This is a genomic window from Methyloglobulus sp. (assembly GCF_964779595.1).
This window is the reverse complement of record NZ_CBAROL010000001.1, coordinates 170280-189546: the sequence shown is the minus strand read 5'-3', so window position 1 is coordinate 189546 and position 19267 is coordinate 170280. Positions and strand designations below refer to the sequence as shown.

Sequence of the window (19267 nt, the reverse complement as noted above, 5' to 3'; positions counted from 1 at the left end):
ATTATTTTTCCTTCTTTATAGGTCGTTGCCAGCCTGAAATCGAAACCTGCTTTGACCTGCTCAAGGTCAGTTGATTTTCAGGGCTGTCTTTAGTGATGGTTGAACCTGCGCCTATCGTGGCATTTTTGCCAACCGTAACGGGTGCAACCAATTGCGTGTCCGAGCCGATAAACGCACCGTCTTCAATCACCGTCCTGAATTTGTTGGCTCCGTCATAGTTGCAGGTAATCGTCCCTGCACCAATATTGACATTGCTGCCCACGGTGGTGTCACCGATATAGCTTAAATGGTTGATTTTGCTTTTTTCTGCCACCTCTGACTTTTTTATTTCCACAAAGTTGCCGATGTGAACGTTTGTACCCAAAACGGTTTCAGGGCGCAATCGAGCGAATGGTCCAATGCGGCTACCTGCACCGATGACCGCATCTTCAATCACACAATTATCAAGAATTTCTACATAGTCACCGATAACGGAATTTTTGATCCGCGTATTTGCACCTATGGTGACGTTGCTTCCTAGGGTATTTTTTCCTTCCAATATCACATTGATGTCTATTTCTATATCTTGACCTAATGACTGAAGACTACCTCTCAAATCAAACCGTGCTGGATCACGCAAGGTTACGCCTTGCTCCATTAAGCTTTCGGCTTGCTCTTTTTGGTAAACCCGTTCCAAATGGCTAAGTTGCATCCGGTTATTAACACCCATAACTTCATCTTCGGTACTTGGCTGATTGGTAATTACGCTAATATTTTGACCCACAGCCATTTCGATAATATCCGTCAAGTAATACTCACCTTGAGCATTGTTAGTTTTGATCTGGCTCAACCATGATTTTAATTTGCTACCTTTCATAGCCATAATGCCAGTATTAACTTCTTTTATTAATTTTTCGTTATCGCTGGTATCTTTTTCTTCGACAATTTTTTGTACTTGCCCTGATGTGTTCCGCACTATCCTGCCGTAACCTTTAGGATCAGTAAGCTGGACGGTGAGTAAGCCTAGCGATTCGTCACTCACGTTTGCCAATAACGCCTGTACGGTAGTCAATTTTAGTAAAGGTACGTCTCCATACAGTATCAATACAGTATCAGTATCACCGATCTGGTCGGCGACTTGCTGTACCGCGTGACCTGTACCAAGCTGTTGTTTTTGCTCTATCCAAGTGGCTTCTAGCTGATTTAGGCTTTCCCTGACCAATTCACCGCCATGACCATAAACAATCTTGATCTTATTGTCGGGCAATTGTTTACTCATATCGTAAACATGCTCCAATAGTGAGCGGTCGGCTATTTTGTGCAGGATTTTGGGGGTTTCCGAGCACATTCGTGTGCCTTTGCCAGCGGCCAGAATGATTGTCGTTAATTTCATTTCTAATACCTAAAAGCTGATGGTTGAAAACTTTTGAACGCAAGAGGCCATAATAATAGCTTTTCATAAACAAAAAAGCCCGTCAGTATATTCCATACTAACGGGCTAATGTTCATTTTGACGTGGTGAGAAATAACGTTTAACCCCCGCGCTTTCTTAGTCTGTCCAATGTCCTTAATTGCATGATAGCCTCCGCCAATTTCGCTTGAGCGGTTACGTAATCTATTTTACCGGACTTGTCTGCCAAGGCTTCTTCTGCTCTTATTTTCGCTTCGATGGCGGCGGCTTCATCTATGTCTTTTGCCCGAATTGCCGTATCCGCCAACACAGTCACTAAATGCGGCTGCACTTCCAGCATTCCACCGGAAACGTAGAAAGGGTAACTTTCTGTTTCGCTGACTTTAACGCGCACTTCGCCGGGTTTTAAACGGGTGATAAACGGCGCGTGCCGAGGCGAAATACCGACTTCGCCCAGTTCAGCAGGTGCAAATACCATTTCCGCTAAGCCAGAAAAGATTTCCTTTTCTGCACTAACGATGTCTACATGTACGGTCATGACCATAATTTTCTCTGTGGTGCGTCAGCTTATTTCATGTTCTTGGCTTTTTCCAGCACTTCTTCTATCGTGCCGACCATGTAAAACGCTTGCTCAGGAATAGCATCATATTCCCCATCAATAATACCTTTAAATCCTGCGATGGTATCTTTCAAGGAAACATACTTTCCTGGCGATCCGGTAAACACTTCAGCAACAAAGAACGGTTGCGACAAGAATCGTTGCATTTTACGCGCCCTGGATACAGTTAACTTATCCTCTTCGGAAAGCTCATCCATACCAAGAATAGCAATAATATCGCGAAGCTCTTTATACCGTTGCAAAATGCCTTGCACTTTACGGGCAACATCATAATGCTCTTGACCAATGACCAGTGGATCTAACTGACGGCTGGTAGAATCTAAAGGATCAATCGCGGGGTAAATACCTAACTCAGCGATTTGTCGGGACAATACCACGGTCGCATCCAAATGCGCGAATGTTGTTGCTGGCGAAGGGTCGGTCAAATCGTCGGCTGGTACGTAAACCGCTTGGATTGATGTGATAGATCCTGTCTTGGTTGAAGTAATACGTTCTTGCAACACCCCCATTTCTTCCGCAAGTGTCGGTTGATAACCTACCGCAGAAGGCATACGGCCTAATAACGCAGATACTTCCGTTCCTGCCAGTGTATAACGGTAAATATTGTCCACGAAGAACAACACGTCACGGCCTTCGTCACGGAAATATTCCGCCATTGTCAAACCGGTCAATGCGACACGTAGTCTGTTTCCAGGTGGCTCGTTCATCTGTCCGTAAACCAGCGATACTTTGTCGATTACGTTGGAGTCGGTCATTTCGTGGTAGAAGTCATTCCCTTCACGAGTACGTTCACCGACACCCGCAAACACGGAATAACCGCTGTGTTCGATAGCTATATTACGGATAAGCTCCATCATGTTGACGGTTTTGCCTACACCGGCACCACCGAACAAGCCGACTTTACCGCCTTTAGTGAAAGGGCAAACTAAGTCGATAACCTTGATTCCGGTTTCCAGCAATTCATTGGCTGCCGCTTGGTCAGCATAACTCGGTGCTTCCCGATGTATGCCCCATTTGACTTTTTCGCCAATCGGGCCTTTTTCGTCTATCGGTTGACCCAACACGTTCATGATACGTCCTAAGGTTTCTTTACCCACTGGCACGGCAATCGGCGCTTTGGTGTTGCTTACGGACAGTCCACGGCTTAAGCCGTCTGTACTACCCATAGCGATAGTCCTTACGACACCATCACCTAATTGTTGCTGGACTTCCAGCACCAAGTCTTTACCTTCTACGTTTAACGCATCATAAACCTTAGGCATATCTTCGCGTGAAAACTCCACGTCAACAACCGCACCTATGATCTGAACGACTTTACCCAAACTCATTGAGTTATCCTCTTAAATAATAATTCGCTTAGCTTAATGCTCTAAACCGCTGCCGCACCGGCCACGATTTCTGAAATTTCCTGAGTGATAGCGGCTTGCCGTGCCTTGTTGTAAATCAGTTGCAATTCTTTGATAAGATTTCCGGCATTATCGGAAGCACTCTTCATCGCCACCATTCGTGCCGCTTGCTCACAGGCATTATTTTCTACTAACCCTTGGTAAACGATGGATTCTATATATCTGGTCAGCAAATGGTCGAGGACTTCTTTGGCATCTGGTTCATAAATATAATCCCAGTGTCCACCCAAGGTTTCTTCGATTTCATCGGCAACAACAGGTAACATTCTATTGACGGTTGGTTGCTGCGTCATGGTGTTGACGAATTCGTTATTAACGACATATAGCTCGTCGATACGACCTTCGGCATAAGCATCTAACATGATCTTGATAATACCGACAATATCATTCAAGTGCGGCGCATCACCCAGCTTGACGACTTGCCCAACCAAATGGGTTTTCAAGTTGCCAAAGAAACCGGACGCTTTTGTGCCTATGGTGCAGACATCGACTTCGATCCCAGCTTTTTCCCACCCTATTAAGTAGGTCAAGGCTTTTCTGAAGAGGTTTGCATTCAGCCCACCGCACAAACCCCTGTCCGAGCTAACGACGATAATTCCCACACGCTTAATTTCACGTTGAACGAGAAAGCCGTGCTTATATTCAGGATTGGCATGTGCCAAATGCTTGATAATCTGACCAATTCTTTTTGAATAAGGCCGCGTCGCTTGCATCCTGTCTTTGGTTTTACGCATTTTACTGGCCGCAACCATTTCCATGGCACGCGTGATTTTTTGCGTATTTTTAATACTGGCGATCTTACTTCGTATTTCTTTACCAACAGCCATTAGAAACCCTTGTTACCAACTGTGCGTTTTAACGAAAGATTCAATAGCGGTCTTCATGCCTTGCTTAATATCATCTGAAAAATCGCCCGTCGTATTGATGGTGTCCATCAAGGCGGCATGTTCTGATTTCATGTAAGACAATAGTGATGCTTCAAAGGCTAGGACTTTGTTGACTTCCACGGCATCCAAAAAGCCTTCGTTGGCGGCAAATAGTGATACTGCCATTTGGGCAACCGACATAGGTGAATACTGGTTTTGCTTCATCAATTCAGTGACGCGTTGACCGCGCTCAATCTGTTTGCGTGTGCTTTCATCCAAGTCAGATGCAAATTGCGCGAATGCCGCTAACTCACGGTATTGCGCCAAATCCAGACGCGTTCCACCGCCCAGTTTTTTGATAATCTTGGTTTGTGCAGCACCACCGACACGGGAAACTGATAAGCCAGCATTTACGGCGGGACGAATACCTGAGTTAAACAGGTTGCTTTCCAGGAAGATCTGTCCGTCCGTAATTGAAATCACGTTGGTAGGTACGAAAGCCGACACGTCACCACCTTGGGTTTCGATGATGGGTAAAGCAGTGAGCGATCCGGTCTTTCCTTTCACTTTTCCGCCCGTCAGTTTTTCAACTTCTGCGGCGTTGATGCGGGAAGCCCGTTCCAGCAAACGGGAGTGCAAATAAAATACGTCACCTGGATACGCTTCACGGCCTGGCGGACGGCGGAGCAGTAATGATACTTGACGATAAGCCCAGGCTTGTTTGGTCAAATCATCGTAAATAATGAGTGCGTCTTCGCCGCAATCCCTGAAGTATTCGCCCATTGAGCAACCCGTGTAAGGCGCAATAAACTGCAATGCAGCAGATTCGGAAGCAGAAGCCACGACAACAATGGTATGTTCCATTGCGCCATGTTCTTCTAGCTTGCGTACCACGTTTGCAATGGATGAACGTTTTTGACCAATAGCCACGTAGATACATTTAATGCCTGTACCTTTTTGGTTAATGATGGCATCAATAGCAATAGCAGTTTTTCCAGTTTGGCGGTCACCGATAATCAATTCGCGCTGGCCTCTACCAATTGGGATCATCGCATCAATTGATTTCAATCCTGTCTGAACTGGCTGGTCTACTGATTGCCGGGCAATTACGCCAGGGGCAATTTTTTCTATAGGTGCAGTTTCAGTGGTGGCGATAGCGCCTTTACCATCTATGGGATTACCCAAAGCATCAACAACGCGACCTAATAATGCCCGTCCAATGGGAACTTCTAAAATTTTGCCTGTGCATTTGACGGTATCGCCTTCTGAAATGTGCTGATAAGCACCCAGGACGACCGCACCGACGGAATCCCTTTCCAGGTTAAGCGCCATACCGAAGGCATTGCCTGGAAACTCCAGCATTTCGCCCTGCATGGCTTGGGACAGACCATGAATTCTCACGATACCATCGGTCACACTGACAACAGTGCCTTCGGTGTGGGATTCTGCGCTAAGATCGAAGTTTTCGATCTTCTTTTTTATCAGATCACTGATTTCAGATGGATTTAATTGCATGTTCTATTTCTCACTCTTACAGTAGAGCCTTTTGCAAATTTTGGAGTTGACCCCTAACGGAACCATCAATAACACGGTCGCCAGCACGCACCAGGACACCGCCTATTAATGATTTATCCAAGGTCACATTCATGTGAACTTTTTTGCTTAATGTTTTTTCCAAGGTTTCAGCAAACTTTTGTTGCGACTCTTTGGTAAAATCGAAAGCGGTTAACACTTCGACGGCAATATAACCTTCATCTTCGGCCTTTTGTTCTTCAAAAAGTTTGGCGATGTCAGGCAATAAAGCCAGTCTATTATTTTGTACTAACAATTGCAGGAAATTGACACCTTCGTTGTCGATTTGTCCTTTGCTAACATCAAGTAACAGCTCGGTAAGCCTGTCTTTCTTGACTTTCGGATTATTGACCAACACCGATATTTCTTTGCTGCCAATAACTGCTGACAGAAAGGCCAAGTTTTCGGACCACTTTGCAGCGGAGACGGTTTCCTTGGCTCGCTTAAATACTGCAGAAGCATAGGGTCTCGCTAAGGTCGCCAATTCACTCATGTTTTAACCTTCTTATAACCTATTTGAGATTTTATTCACAATCTCTTGGTGTTTGGTTTTGTCGATTTCCGCAACCAAAATTTGTTCTGCTGCGGCAACGGCCAAGGCTGCAACTTCTTTACGTAAGGTTTCCTTACTGTGTTGTACTTCTTGATCTATCTGCGCTTTTGCTGCAAGAATCAAGCGGTCGCCTTCTTTTTTGGCAGTGTTTTTGGATTCTTCAACGATCTCGTTAGCTTGCCTTTGTGCCAAACTTACAATATCAGATGATTGGTCTTTAGCGGTTTTTAAAAGCCCTTTGGCTTTTTGTTCCGCCAACAGCATATCTTCGTGACCTTTTTCAGCCGCTGCCAAACCATCAGCAATCTTCTTTTTACGTTCTTCTAAAGCGGTAAATAATACCGGCCAGACATACTCCATTACAAACCAAACAAGGAGCGCAAACGTAATGATCTGACCAATCAGAGTAATATTGATACTCATGAACTGTTCCTCGCGTGACTGTTATTAAAAAATCTTAGCCCACAGCAGCAGCCTGTACCGCTGACAAGAATGGGTTCGCAAAGGTGAAGAACAGTGCCAAACCAACACCGATCATAGTTACCGCATCCAGCAGACCAGCAACGATGAACATTTTGACCTGTAACATCGGTACCATTTCTGGTTGACGTGCCGCGCCTTCTAGGAATTTTCCGCCCAATAGACCAAAGCCGATAGCGGTTCCCAACGCGCCCATACCCAAAACCAGACCGACAGCAATCGCAGTCATACCTTGTACATCGGCGATTAATTTAGCAATTTCCATGACAACTCCAAACGTAGTGTAATTAAAAGTAAGTTATAAATAGTTAATGGGCTTCTTCGTGCGCCATACTCAGGTAGACAATCGTCAATACCATGAAGATAAAGGCCTGCAACGTGATAATTAATATATGAAATATGGCCCAAGGTAAGCTCAATACAGGCTGGAGATACGCAGGCAATAAAGCAATCAACATAAATATCAATTCACCTGCATACAGGTTACCAAATAACCGAAGTGCAAGTGAAATCGGCTTCGCCAGATATTCGACAAAGTTAAGCAGTAGGTTAAAAGGGATCAACAACCAGTGGTTAAATGGGTGAAACAACAATTCCTTGGAAAAATTCCACAAGCCTTTGATTTTCAAATTGTAAAAAATAATCAGGCAGAATACTGATATGGATAAGGCGAAAGTTGCGTTTAAATCGGTACTTGGCACTACGCGCAAATATGGGATGCCCATAACCGAACCAATAGCTGGCAACAGGTCTATAGGGAACAAATCCATGAAGTTGAACAGAAAAACCCAGCAAAAAATGGTCAGGGCGAGCGGTGCAATCAGTTTGCTATGCCCATGAAAGCTGTCTTTGACTTGGGTATCAACGAATTCGACCATCATTTCGACGAAATTTTGCACAAGGCCAGGAACTTCGGTCGTGGCATTTTCTGCCGCTTTCTTGAAGAACCAAACAAATAGCCCACCTAATACAGCCGAAAAAAACAGGGTGTCCAGGTGTAATGTCCAAAATCCCTCACCCACGCTTAGTGGGGTCAAGTGATGGATGATATAACCGGTTGCACCTTCTGCGGCGTGAGCTTCGGTAGCCATTGTTCCTCTCAAAAAATATTCAGCGCAGCCTGATTAAATTCACTGCATCTTAATTAAACTCAACGCAGCCCTTTAAATTCACTGCAATAAGAGCGCAAACCAAAAAACCGATAAGGCAGCGACATAACCTGCCATCAACGGTAAAATTTCAATGTTTGGGATTTGAAAAATCAACATGAACAGCGCCACTGTCAGCAACAGCTTTACTGATTCACCCACGTAAAAAGACCGTAAAATCTTTCTCGCGTCTTGCTCCGCCGATCCAGCTACGCGTAGCGCAAAATACAGGTTTGGAACGAAGGCTGTGAACCCGCCTATGGTTGCTGAGAAGGCTTTTTGCCAACCTCCAACACCAAAACCTAAGCTAACTACCGCGATTATCAATATTTGATAACCCAGGATTTTAGCGACAGTAGATGAACCTCTAGCTGCCACAAAACCTCCAAATACATTAGTCCGAGGATTATATCTGTCAGGACGCACTAAATCAAGGTGGATAAGCTAACAAGTGAATGCAACGCTGAGTTTTTAACCGCTTTCCGAAAACTAACTCGGCTTTAAAAAAATTGAGGTCTTTCAATTGCGCTTATATCACCCTTGATTAAGCACTTTCAATTAACCAACAACTAACTATCGTTAATCTGCATTCCCTTAATCATCATCATCAATTCACTTCTTTGCTTCTTAAGCGGCTCAATCTCTGCTTCAAGCGCGGCAATATTTTCGGCTACCGTACCTTTAGATTCGTTCATCTTCTTCAGCATTTGTAAACGATTTTCGATTTGTTTCTTGTGGTCTTTAATTTGGTGCATTAATGGTGTCAATACACCATTGCTCCAAGCCCCTGCATCAGCATGTGCCTGCCTGAGTATGTTCCTAGCCTTTGCAATCAAGGTGCTATATAGCCTGTTGATTACAACACTTTGCTCAGTCATTGTCGTCTTGGCGCTGACTCGGAAAGTTTCGCCTTCCGCGAACACTTGTTCTAGCTCAAACTGGTATTGTTTAATCGAAAATAGCTGAGGCTCTATCTCTTTAAAGCCATATTCATCATGGAATTTTTTGTGTATCGCTTTTACTAAACGGCGGGTTTCGTTGGTAATATCGACCGAATCTTGGAGCAAATCACGCAAATCATCAAACAATTTGCGGATACTTTGTTTCATGCCGTAAGTCGTCAGGCTTTTCGACATATCATGCTTGGTATTTTTGATGATAGCATCAATTCTTTCCTTGGAGAAAGAATCAATCAGCATCTTAGCCTGAACATTAAATACGCGGCGACTGGCCTGGAAGTTTTCAATGTTGGACATATACAGATTTTGCCGATCACGGGTTTCCGCCATCAACTTACCCGTCATATCCTGATTTTGGAAGTCAATTTTCTTGAATTCCTCAAGTTGTGAGATTCCGTTTGCCAGTGACGATTCCGTTAAACTTAATGATTCATTGACCAAAAAGCCAATGTCTCTGGTAACGGTTTCCATCAGGATATTGCGCCGTTGTTTGACGATATCCTCCGCTAGATAAGTCTCTAATAACGAAATCCTGCTTCTTTCCAGCAAGGCTTTATCTTTTTTAACTTTGGCAAGCAACGCTTGCTTAGCAGATACGGGAAAAATCGCCCCTTCTTCAATTTTTAAGGTGGTTGCGGAGGTTTTAACTTGTGACTGGATCGATGCTTGATAACCCGTATCACCTGACAAATCATCCCACATAGAATCGATTTTGTTCATTACCACAGCCAAACCGCGCTTGCTACCACCACGGGCATGACATACGTGGTTACGCCACATATCCATATCACTTTTGGTAACACCCGTATCTGCGGCAATGACAAACACGATGGCTTGAGCGCTGGGTAACATACTTAAGGTCAGCTCAGGTTCTGCTCCTAAGGCATTCAAACCAGGGGTATCGAGGATGGTTAAGCCTTCTTTTAATAGCGGATGGGGGAAGCTGATGATGGCATGCCGCCAGCAAGGAACCTCCACTTTTTCTGGATTGATAATACCCTGCTCGGCGGCCTCACGTTCATTCCATAAGCCCAGCTTATCAGCAAGATCACGGTCAACCATTTTTGTGGCTACCAAAGCTTTGAAAGCTTCCTGCATTTGCGCGGGAGAGTTAAAATCTAAATCAATTTGTTTCCATCTTTCGGGCGTATTTTTAAACTCCGCCATAGAAATATCTTCAAGCCGACTTTCAATTTCTAACAAGCGGATATAGTCACCGCCTTCTACATCGTGAAAGAGTTCAGTTGGCGACATGGTCGTACGCCCAGGCGAAGACGGCAACAGCCTAAGACCTGTTTCAGCAAAAAACAAAGCATTAATAAGTTCGCTTTTACCGCGCGAAAATTCTGCAACGAAAGCTAGTGTGATACGGTCTTGTTGCAGACCACTAAGCACATTCAGAATGGTGTTGTTACTGTGGGGATCGTTCACATCGTAGCGTATACGCCACTGATGATACATTTCTATACCCTGTATCAACTTTGCTCGCCATAGCGAGTACTCGTGCATTTGCTCTTTAAATTCCATATTACTCATGGCAAGCCCTTGGTTTCTGACATGGTTTTATAAGTAAGGATAGTCAAATTATCAGCTATATTATTTCCCGCTAATTGTAGACTATATCCGTGGAACTGTAAGTTTTAGTAAGCTTATTTTTGATAATTGTTTAACATTAAACGCCATACTGCTTTCGATACTGAAGTATTGCGTCCAATTGGCTACCCGCATGGGTTTCAATGTAGTCGATAATATTTTCCAGTGTAATAATCGCTAGCACAGGAATTTTAAAGCATTCCGTTACTTCCTGAATAGCAGAAAGTCGGTTTTGCGCCTTTTCCTGCCTGTCCAACGCGATCAAAACACCTGCTGGCACAGCACCCGCCCGTAAAATAATATCGACGGATTCTCTAACTGAGGTACCGGCAGTTATGACATCATCAACTATTAACACTCTGCCTTGTAAGCTGGAACCCACTAAATCACCGCCTTCACCGTGATCTTTTGCTTCTTTGCGATTAAATGCAAAAGGAATGTCGCAAGCTGTTATTTGTGAGTAGGCAATAGCAGTTGCAGTCACCAATGGAATGCCTTTATAGGCTGGCCCGTACATAATATCGGGCTTTACATCCGACTGTATGAGTGCCTGGGCATAGAACTCGCCCAACTTGTTCAATTTTGCACCGGTGTTAAACAGTCCTGTGTTGAAAAAATACGGGCTAATTCGACCTGATTTTAACTGAAATTCACCGAATTTCAGTACGCCGCAGTCCAGTGCGTATGCAATAAATTCTTTTTGATAGTTGTGCATTAAGGTTATTGTCCAGTTGTGTGCCATTGGATTATATATAACACACCAAATCACTACTAGAGGGATCGGTACTACTCAGGAAATAGATTGCAATGATTGGAATATATATCCTGATGCAACTTGCAATAGATGAGCGCACTAGGTTGTAAACCTCAAAATGACAATACTAGGGGAACTTGTGGTGACGTACTTGTAAAAGTATTTGGTGTATTATCCGCTGATAAAATGAGCATGGAAGTGAGATACAATTACCAAACGGTAGTATTTTCCGACAATATTTGTAGTACAGATCTTCGTTTCTATTGTAGCCACGATTCTGTATTTACTGGTACATTGCATAGGGTGAAGTAATAAATTTAACGAAAAAAAACCCTTAATTGGAGCTTTTTTGCCCTAAAGCCAGGCTTTATAGTTCCCACTGGCGTGGGAATGAACACTGTCCCTAGCGGTCATTCCCACGCCGCAACGTCACTGCCGTTATAAGCGTTGAGATCCCTTTCACCTGGAGTACAAACCTAGGTTTGCACTTCGCCATTCGCTGTTTGGAATCAAAAAACAGGTTTTTTGACTCCGTACTTCTCAACTTTATCGTTCTCCTAGGTCAGACGGCTTGTTGCCCGTCTGGTTTACTTTTCAAGAGTGACCGTTTAATCCGCCAACTGCTGTATCCCATCCAGCAACCACTTGGTTTGCTTAGGATTATTGGGCTTAACAAAATGCCAAACTTCCCGCACTTGTCCGGCTTGGGCTTCGCGGTCTTCGCGCATGACGGTGTCGAATAGGACGACGGCTTCGATTTCGTTGCCGATTTCGCGCACTTCCAGTATTTCGGCTTCTAATTTCAGGATGTCAGTGTGGTTTTCTTCGGTTGATGCGTTGATTTGGTCTTGTATTTCGGCGAAAACTTTATCGGTGGTTAAACCTCTGATTTCAGCCAAATCGCGCTCATCCCAGGCTTTCTGCAAGTTTTTGTAAGCGATTTTTGCGCCAGCCAGGAAACCTTGTTCATCAAAACCTGCGGGTATGACGTAAGTGTTGAAACCTGCATCTTGTTGAACGCTTTGGTCTGACAATTCAGCCGATTTTTTGTTTTTATCAAACAATATGTCAGTATTAAAGCCTGTCGAGCTGTTTTGTGCCGATGGGTCAGGGTGTTGTTGGTAGCTGGAAGACTTATCTTGATAACTATCATGAGTGCTTCTGCCGCTAGTTTGACCAAAGATAGGTTGTTGTGCAGATGCCTTACGTGCCGCAAACATTCTGTAGAGGAAAAACGCAATGCCGCCAAAAACCAGCATATCCATAAAGTTAAGGCCATGAAAGCCGCCGCCCATAAACATCGAGCCTAATAAACCGCCGATAGCCAAACCGCCCAACATGCCCATCAGCCCACGATTAGCCCAGCTTGGACGCGCCGCTGCTGGCGATTGTTTGCCTGCTTGTTGTTGAGTGGCTGACCGCGTTGGGGCTGCCGAGCGTTGGTAAGGTGCGCTGTAGGATGACCTGCCACCGAACGAGCTGCCGCCTCCGAAACGTCTGGCTTCTGCGTCGTTTAAGCCAGCAAAAACCAAAAACAGTGAAAGTAACGCGCTAAAGAGTATGCCAGTTTGGATTTTCATAATTTCCTCAAAGTTAAATCGAGCAACACTAAGATGGGGGAGATGGGTAAAAGTTTCAAGTTGTTAATTATCAATATATAGAATACCATTTATCCATGGTACTCGTTCTCCGTAAATCCCTTATTATCATGTTGGCAATGCTGCAATTGTTTGCGCCATTGGTTCATGCACATACGGGCGATAAAAATTTCAATCAGGGTTTCCATATACCAGGCCTTGAGTCATACCGTACAAACCAAGATGCCCCTGTTATTCAGAATGTCAATGTCGCTTGGGATTCCGAGGGCTTGCTGATTGTAGTTGATGCAGGAATCAAAAATCCGCAGGATCTTTTCGTCGAGAGCGCAGATCATTTCTTTGCCTTGCTGCCATCCCATCAATTCCAGATAGCCGCGTTGCCCGAAAGCGACAACAACTTTTCGCCGCAACGGCAGTCATTCAGTTTCCGAAGACACCTTTCCACACTATCCCCACGCGCACCTCCCCCTCAATAAGCTACGCTTTATTTAGTCCTGAATAGGACATTTTGCTTTTCGTTTAAAAATAAGCGGTTTCCCGCATTGAGCTTGCCTATGTTTGCTATAAAACTTTGTACAAGGGCTTTGGTCGTGTTTTTGCTGTTCGCAACTGTTGCAGTTGCAGAACAACCTAAGCCCACTGTTGCCCATAATGACCCCATAGAAGTCGATAACTCGCTGACCTTAGCCAAAGTTGTTGAACTGACTATGGAAAAATTTCCTGATATGGCCTGGTTGAAATCCCTGGAAGAAGAGGCGACGGCTATTAAGCAACGCGGGGAAAGCTGGACGGCAGGTGCATCCCAAGCAGGTCTACGCTTTCAAGAAGCGACCAGCGGAACGTTGCACTATATCGACGCGACGGTGCAAGTGCCATTATGGAATTTGGGTCAGCGCGATGCTGAGAGAGAACGCGGCATCAAGGCTGAAAACAGCGCCGACTTGCAATCTGTGGCAACTAAGTTACGTATTGCTGGATTGGTAAGGGGTGCGCTCTGGGATATGGAATTACAACAAGTCCGCTACGAGCAAGCCCGTGCGGAAATAAATGTCTTTGAGCAGTTGTTGTCCAAAGTGGAACGACGGGTTGAATTGGGCGATCTTCCCAGGGCTGATGTTTTGCTCGCACAATCCGAACTTTTGCAGAAACTCTCAATTCTCACGCAAGCTGAAGCCGAACTTATGCACGCCCGCAAACGGTATGCAAGTATTACCCAGCTCACCAAAGTTCCAGCTGCGTACCAGGAAAAGCTGGTTAATTTAAAGAAAATTGAGTTTAGCCACCCGGCCTTCGTGGCTATCAACAGCCAGATCGAACGTAAACAATCAGAAATAAAGGCGCTCAAATTGGTGGGTTCAGGACAAACCAATCTAACAGTCGGGGTCAATAGTGATCGAGGCAGTAACAAGGATCCACGCACCAATGACACCGAGAGCTTCAACATAGGCGTAAACATTCCTTTTGGCGGTTCAGAACACCTACAGCCGCAAATTGCAGCACTTAATGTCGAGCTTAACCGATTAATAGCCGACCGCGAACAGTTTTACAGGGATTTGGAACTTGCCCACCATGAGGCGGAACACAATCTGGAAGTCAATGAGGCAGAGCTTGAAATTGCCAATGAACTGAAGCGGGTTGCTGAAGAACATTTGGGCATGATGCAGCTGAGTTTTTCCGTCGGAGAGATTAATTTGATGGATCTGTTGAAAACACAATCCAGGACGCAACAAGCGGTTTTGAGTGCAAAAGAACGGGCAATCATGTTGGAACGCGATATTGCGCTCTATAACCAGGCAGTAGGAGTGTTGCCATGAATAAGTTTAAAAGTTTGCTGTTGCTTACAACATTAGGGTTGTTTGGCATTAGCCCTATTTCCTGGGCAGAGGGTAATTTCATCCAGCTAACACAGCAACAGTTTGATAATATTGGCATAAAACTTAGCAAGTTAGCACCTGCCAGTCATATTCCGTTATTCACAGCGCCGGCGAAAGTAGTCGTTCCTCCTGCCCATGAATTTATTGTCAGCACTTCGCAAGCAGGATTAGTCATCAAAATGAATGCTTCGGTAGGCGATAAGGTCGAAAAAGGCGAGGTTTTAGGGCTAATTAACAGCCCTGATTTGCTGACTTTGCAAGGAAATTATCTGAAAACCGTTGGCGCTTTGAAACTGGCTTCCGCTACCTATAACCGGGATAAAAAATTACTTAAAGAAGGTGTCATTTCTGGGAGGAGCGAACAAGAAGCGTTTAGCTTGTATAACGCGGCGATGATAGAAGCAAATGAGGCAAAACAATTGCTGCAACTTGCCGGATTGACGGCTGCTGATGTCAAACAGCTAGATAGCACAGGTCGTTTGGTCAGCCAGATCAGTATAAGATCACCGATAACTGGCAGGGTGATTGAACGCATGGCGGTTTCCGGTACGCATGTAGATCCCATGTCACCGCTGTATCGCGTAGCCAACCTTGATGAGCTTTGGCTGGAAATCAACATTCCTCAAGATTACATCGACGACATAAAAATCGGCGATAAAGTGCAGGTGGAAAACACGTTGGTTGAGGCCGAAATTAAGGTGTTGGGACAAAGTGTCAATCCAGAAAACCAAACGATCCTGTCCAGGGCTGTCATCAGGGATAACCCGTCATCAGTCCGTATCGGACAAAAAGTAACAATCCAACATCTCCAAACCAGCGACGCTGAAACCTATCTGCTACCCGATGCTGCTATTGCCCACAATGACGGCAAAACTTACGTTTTCATCAGGGATAAAGGCGGTTTCAAGATTAGTCCGGTCACCATATTGGGTAAACAATCAGACGGTTCGGTCGTTACTGGCAATTTTTCTGGAAACGAGGAAATCGCCATGAATAACGCGGTTGCGCTCAAAGCAAATTGGTTGGGTTTAGGGAGTGGTGAATAATGGCGGGGCTAATACGTTTTGCGCTCAGTCAGCGCATACTCATCCTGTTAGCTGTATTTCTACTGGCAGGAGGAGGTTATTATGCGTTCAAAAATATCCCTATCGACGCGTTCCCTGAAGTTTCGCCCACACAGGTAAAAATTATCGTCAAAGCACCCGGCATGACGCCGGAAGAGGTTGAGGCCAGGATTACTGCGCCGATCGAAGTTGATTTGCTGGGCATTTCGCACCAAACCATGCTGCGTTCTATCGCCAAATATGCGTTGACTGACATCACCGTTGATTTTGAAGAAGGCACCGATATTTTTTGGGCGCGTCAGCAGATTGCCGAACGCTTGAATACCTTATGGGGCGATTTACCGTCTGGCGTGAGCGGTGGTATTGCACCGATGACCACGCCGTTGGGGGAAATGTTCATGTTTTCCATTGAAGGTGCTGGTTTAAGCCTCATGGAAAAGCGTGATTTGTTGGACTGGGTTATCCGACCTGCTCTTAGGACTGTTCCAGGTGTTGCCGATGTGAATTCATTGGGTGGTACGGTCAGAAGCTTTGTCGTGATGCCAGATAATGCACGTTTGGCAGCGCGTGGGATTAACATGGACAAGTTAATTAGTGCGTTACAAACCAATAACCGTAATGATGGCGCAGGGCGCATGACCGAGGGCGAAGAAGCGTTGATCGTCCGCGCCGAAGGCCGCATTAAAACCTTGGAAGATGTCAAAGCCATCGTGGTCGATAGCAATCAGGGCATGTCGATTACCGTCGGCGATGTGGCCGATGTTTCCATCGGTGCTTTGACCCGTTACGGTGCGGTCAGTAAAGACGGCAAAGGTGAAGCGGTCACAGGTTTGGTGTTGAGTCTTCGTGGCGCAAATGCTCGGCAGACTATCGTCGGTATCGAGGAAAAATTGGCAGAAATCACCCCAGGTTTTCCTGAAGGCGTAAAGGTCAAGGTTTTTTATAATCGTGGCGACCTCGTGGATAAGGCGGTCGATACCGTATTCCATGCACTCATGGAAGCCATCGTGCTGGTGGTTATCCTGCTGATCTTGTTTTTGGGTAACCTGCGGGCTGCTCTTACCGTCGCCTTAGCATTACCGATGGCGGCGATGGTGACATTTATACTGATGAAGTTTACCGGCATGTCAGCAAACTTGATGAGCCTCGGTGGCTTGGCGATAGCGATTGGTATGCTGGTCGATGCGGCGGTGGTCGTGGTCGAAAATATTATTACCCATTTGGCACATAAGGAAAAAGCCGAGCGCTTGCCGCGTTTGCATGTCATCTACCGCGCCACGCGGGAAGTGGCGGTGCCGGTGACTTCAGGTATTTTGATTATCATCATCGTGTTTCTGCCTTTGCTGACCTTGCAAGGCTTGGAAGGTAAGTTGTTTACCCCTGTAGCGTTAACGATTGTGTATGCGCTGGGCGGATCCCTAATTTTATCGTTAAGCGTGATTCCCGTGCTGGCTTCGTTTTTGCTCAAGGAAGTCACACACGAGGAACCGTGGTTGCCGCGTAAGTTACTGGGTCTTTACCAACCTGCCCTACTTTGGTGTCTTGAGAACAGCAAAAAGCTCTACTTCATTGCAGGTGGATTGTTGGTTGTGACCGCTTTAGTCTTTACCCAGATCGGTAGCACCTTTATGCCAACGATGGACGAAGGCGATATCATTGTTCAGGTCGAAAAATTACCGTCGATTACCTTGGAACAATCGGTTGCTTTGGATGGGCAGATACAAAAAATGCTGCTAAGGGAAATTCCAGAAATCACCACGGTTGTTGCACGGGTAGGTTCTGATGAGTTGGGGTTGGACCCGATGGGGCTTAATGAAACCGACACATTTTTGGTGCTTAAACCCAAAGCCGAATGGCAAGTTTCTTCAAAAGAAGCGTTAATTGAAAAAATTCGCGCTGTCATGGAACAAATGCCAGGAATTTCCTTCGGCTTTACCCAGCCTATAGAAATGCGGGTTTCCGAGATGTTGACGGGTACAAGGGGCGATTTAGCGGTTAAATTATTCGGCGCTGATCTTGCCGTACTGGAAGAGAAAGCCAATGAAATCGTCGAGATATTGAAGCATATCCAAGGCTCAAGTGACGTATTCGTCAAACAAAACAGCGGTATGCAATTCCTGCAAGTGACTATAGATAGGTCAGCGGCAGGTCGTCTTGGCTTGGATGGTGATAGCATCGAAAACCTGTTACGGGCGCAAATTGAAGGGCTGCAACTGGGCGTAGTGCAGGAAGGCATTAAGCGTACGCCCCTAATCGTACGTGGCAACAGCACCATAGCCAGTTTTGATAACCTGCAAATCACCTTGCCTAATGGCAGCCATGTGCCTATCACTGCAATCGCCCATTTGAAAAAGGTGGAAGGTGTGGTTTCCATAGGGCGGGAACATGGACAGCGGTTTACCGTCATTCGCAGCAATGTCGAAGGACGGGATTTGGTCGGTTTTGTGGAAGAAGCCAAGCAAGCCGTCGCCGAAAAAGTCAAACTGCCCACGGGTTATACCGTTGCATTCGGTGGTCAATTCGAAAACCAGCAACGTGCGGCAGCTACGTTGTCGTTGGTTATTCCGGTTGCACTGGGGTTGATTTTTCTGTTGTTGTTTTCAACTTTTGGTTCGATGCGACAAGCGCTATTGGTGCTTTCCAACATTCCTTTAGCGATGGTCGGTGGTGTTTTTGCCTTGTGGTTGTCGGGCGAATACCTGTCCGTACCTGCCTCGGTTGGTTTTATCGCGCTGTTAGGGATTGCCGTGTTGAATGGCGTGATGATGGTCAGCTATTTCAACCAGCTTTTGGTAACAGGTATGGACATTGCTAAAGTGGTTGTCCTGGGTTCTACAAGGCGATTACGCCCGGTCATGATGACTGCCAGTATCGCCGCATTCGGCTTAATCCCCTTGCTATTTGCCACCGGCCCAGGCTCGGAAATTCAACGGCCTTTGGCAATCGTAGTCATTGGCGGATTAGTGTCTTCTACTTTTCTTACCTTATTTTTATTGCCTATCCTGTTTAAACGGTTTGGCCTAGCCAAGGTGGTTGCATAATGAACAAAGACTGTTTGGTTATAATCAACGCGCCTTCAAGCCTAGAGGAAATGCTGGTCGATTGCCTGTTGACATTGGAATCCGAACACGGCTTCAACAGCTTTCCCGTCAACGTGCATCATCATGAAAACAAAGGGCTATCGCTGGCTGAACAAGTCAGTGGTCGCCAGAAACAAATTTGTTTTCAGATCCATGTCGATGAAGATGGGGCTAGGCTTTTGCTTAAGCGGTTACAGGAAGATTTTGCTGGTGCGGGGTTACAGTATTGGGTGATGCCGATGTTGGAAAGCGGCGATATTTAATGTTCAGCAGAAGTAGGGTGCATTTCATGCACCTGGTGCGTGCAACGC

18 protein-coding genes are annotated in these 19267 nt (G+C 45.5%); 5 read left to right on the top strand and 13 right to left on the bottom strand.

Annotated features, from left to right (window positions below; translation table 11 throughout):
- Position 1: 1 nt before the first annotated feature.
- The 13 genes from glmU to AC1YY3_RS00875 form a co-directional block, all read right to left on the bottom strand.
- Complete coding sequence (gene glmU / locus AC1YY3_RS00935; protein WP_481823830.1) at positions 2-1372, bottom strand: bifunctional UDP-N-acetylglucosamine diphosphorylase/glucosamine-1-phosphate N-acetyltransferase GlmU; 1371 nt, start codon at positions 1370-1372, stop codon at positions 2-4.
- Between the two features lie 139 nt (positions 1373-1511).
- Positions 1512-1934 (bottom strand): F0F1 ATP synthase subunit epsilon, encoded by a 423-nt coding sequence (locus tag AC1YY3_RS00930; RefSeq protein ID WP_481823829.1) that lies wholly within the window; start codon positions 1932-1934, stop codon positions 1512-1514.
- 23 nt (positions 1935-1957) lie between these two features.
- The gene (gene atpD / locus AC1YY3_RS00925) at positions 1958-3337 is read right to left on the bottom strand and encodes a F0F1 ATP synthase subunit beta (protein ID WP_349025195.1); all 1380 of its coding nucleotides are present in this window, start codon (positions 3335-3337) and stop codon (positions 1958-1960) included.
- A gap of 41 nt (positions 3338-3378) precedes the next feature.
- On the bottom strand, positions 3379-4242 hold the full coding sequence (atpG, locus tag AC1YY3_RS00920) for a F0F1 ATP synthase subunit gamma (protein WP_481823828.1): 864 nt from the start codon (positions 4240-4242) through the stop codon (positions 3379-3381).
- Positions 4243-4254: 12 nt separating this feature from the next.
- A complete protein-coding gene (atpA, locus tag AC1YY3_RS00915) occupies positions 4255-5796 on the bottom strand; it encodes a F0F1 ATP synthase subunit alpha (RefSeq protein WP_481823827.1) in 1542 nt (513 codons plus the stop codon).
- A gap of 16 nt (positions 5797-5812) precedes the next feature.
- Positions 5813-6346, bottom strand: coding sequence for a F0F1 ATP synthase subunit delta (locus tag AC1YY3_RS00910; RefSeq protein ID WP_481823826.1), 534 nt, complete (start codon positions 6344-6346; stop codon positions 5813-5815).
- 12 nt (positions 6347-6358) lie between these two features.
- The gene (locus tag AC1YY3_RS00905; protein ID WP_481823825.1) at positions 6359-6829 is read right to left on the bottom strand and encodes a F0F1 ATP synthase subunit B; all 471 of its coding nucleotides are present in this window, start codon (positions 6827-6829) and stop codon (positions 6359-6361) included.
- A 34-nt stretch (positions 6830-6863) separates the two neighbouring features.
- Positions 6864-7151, bottom strand: coding sequence for a F0F1 ATP synthase subunit C (atpE, locus tag AC1YY3_RS00900; protein ID WP_481823824.1), 288 nt, complete (start codon positions 7149-7151; stop codon positions 6864-6866).
- Positions 7152-7194: 43 nt separating this feature from the next.
- Positions 7195-7977: a F0F1 ATP synthase subunit A gene (atpB, locus tag AC1YY3_RS00895; protein ID WP_349020005.1), complete on the bottom strand. Its 783-nt coding sequence runs from the start codon at positions 7975-7977 to the stop codon at positions 7195-7197.
- A gap of 78 nt (positions 7978-8055) precedes the next feature.
- A complete protein-coding gene (locus tag AC1YY3_RS00890) occupies positions 8056-8412 on the bottom strand; it encodes an ATP synthase subunit I (protein ID WP_481823823.1) in 357 nt (118 codons plus the stop codon).
- Between the two features lie 191 nt (positions 8413-8603).
- On the bottom strand, positions 8604-10529 hold the full coding sequence (locus AC1YY3_RS00885) for a dynamin family protein (RefSeq protein WP_481823822.1): 1926 nt from the start codon (positions 10527-10529) through the stop codon (positions 8604-8606).
- A 136-nt stretch (positions 10530-10665) separates the two neighbouring features.
- A complete protein-coding gene (gene pyrE / locus AC1YY3_RS00880) occupies positions 10666-11301 on the bottom strand; it encodes an orotate phosphoribosyltransferase (RefSeq protein ID WP_481823821.1) in 636 nt (211 codons plus the stop codon).
- Positions 11302-11948: 647 nt separating this feature from the next.
- Positions 11949-12920 (bottom strand): Tim44 domain-containing protein, encoded by a 972-nt coding sequence (locus tag AC1YY3_RS00875; RefSeq protein WP_481823820.1) that lies wholly within the window; start codon positions 12918-12920, stop codon positions 11949-11951.
- Positions 12921-13015: 95 nt separating this feature from the next.
- Here AC1YY3_RS00875 and AC1YY3_RS00870 point away from each other — a divergent pair, with 95 nt between their 5' ends.
- From AC1YY3_RS00870 to AC1YY3_RS00850, 5 genes are all read left to right on the top strand, one after another.
- Positions 13016-13414 carry a hypothetical protein gene (locus AC1YY3_RS00870; RefSeq protein ID WP_482194238.1) on the top strand — a complete coding sequence of 133 codons (399 nt, stop codon included), beginning with the start codon at positions 13016-13018 and terminating at the stop codon, positions 13412-13414.
- A gap of 78 nt (positions 13415-13492) precedes the next feature.
- Complete coding sequence (locus tag AC1YY3_RS00865; protein ID WP_481823818.1) at positions 13493-14752, top strand: TolC family protein; 1260 nt, start codon at positions 13493-13495, stop codon at positions 14750-14752.
- Complete coding sequence (locus AC1YY3_RS00860; RefSeq protein ID WP_481823817.1) at positions 14749-15858, top strand: efflux RND transporter periplasmic adaptor subunit; 1110 nt, start codon at positions 14749-14751, stop codon at positions 15856-15858. Before AC1YY3_RS00865 ends, AC1YY3_RS00860 begins: the two co-directional genes overlap by 4 nt.
- Positions 15858-18917 carry an efflux RND transporter permease subunit gene (locus AC1YY3_RS00855; protein WP_481823816.1) on the top strand — a complete coding sequence of 1020 codons (3060 nt, stop codon included), beginning with the start codon at positions 15858-15860 and terminating at the stop codon, positions 18915-18917. The genes AC1YY3_RS00860 and AC1YY3_RS00855 overlap by 1 nt, the downstream gene beginning before the upstream one ends.
- Complete coding sequence (locus AC1YY3_RS00850; protein ID WP_481823815.1) at positions 18917-19219, top strand: DUF3240 family protein; 303 nt, start codon at positions 18917-18919, stop codon at positions 19217-19219. The genes AC1YY3_RS00855 and AC1YY3_RS00850 overlap by 1 nt, the downstream gene beginning before the upstream one ends.
- Positions 19220-19267 lie beyond the last annotated feature (48 nt).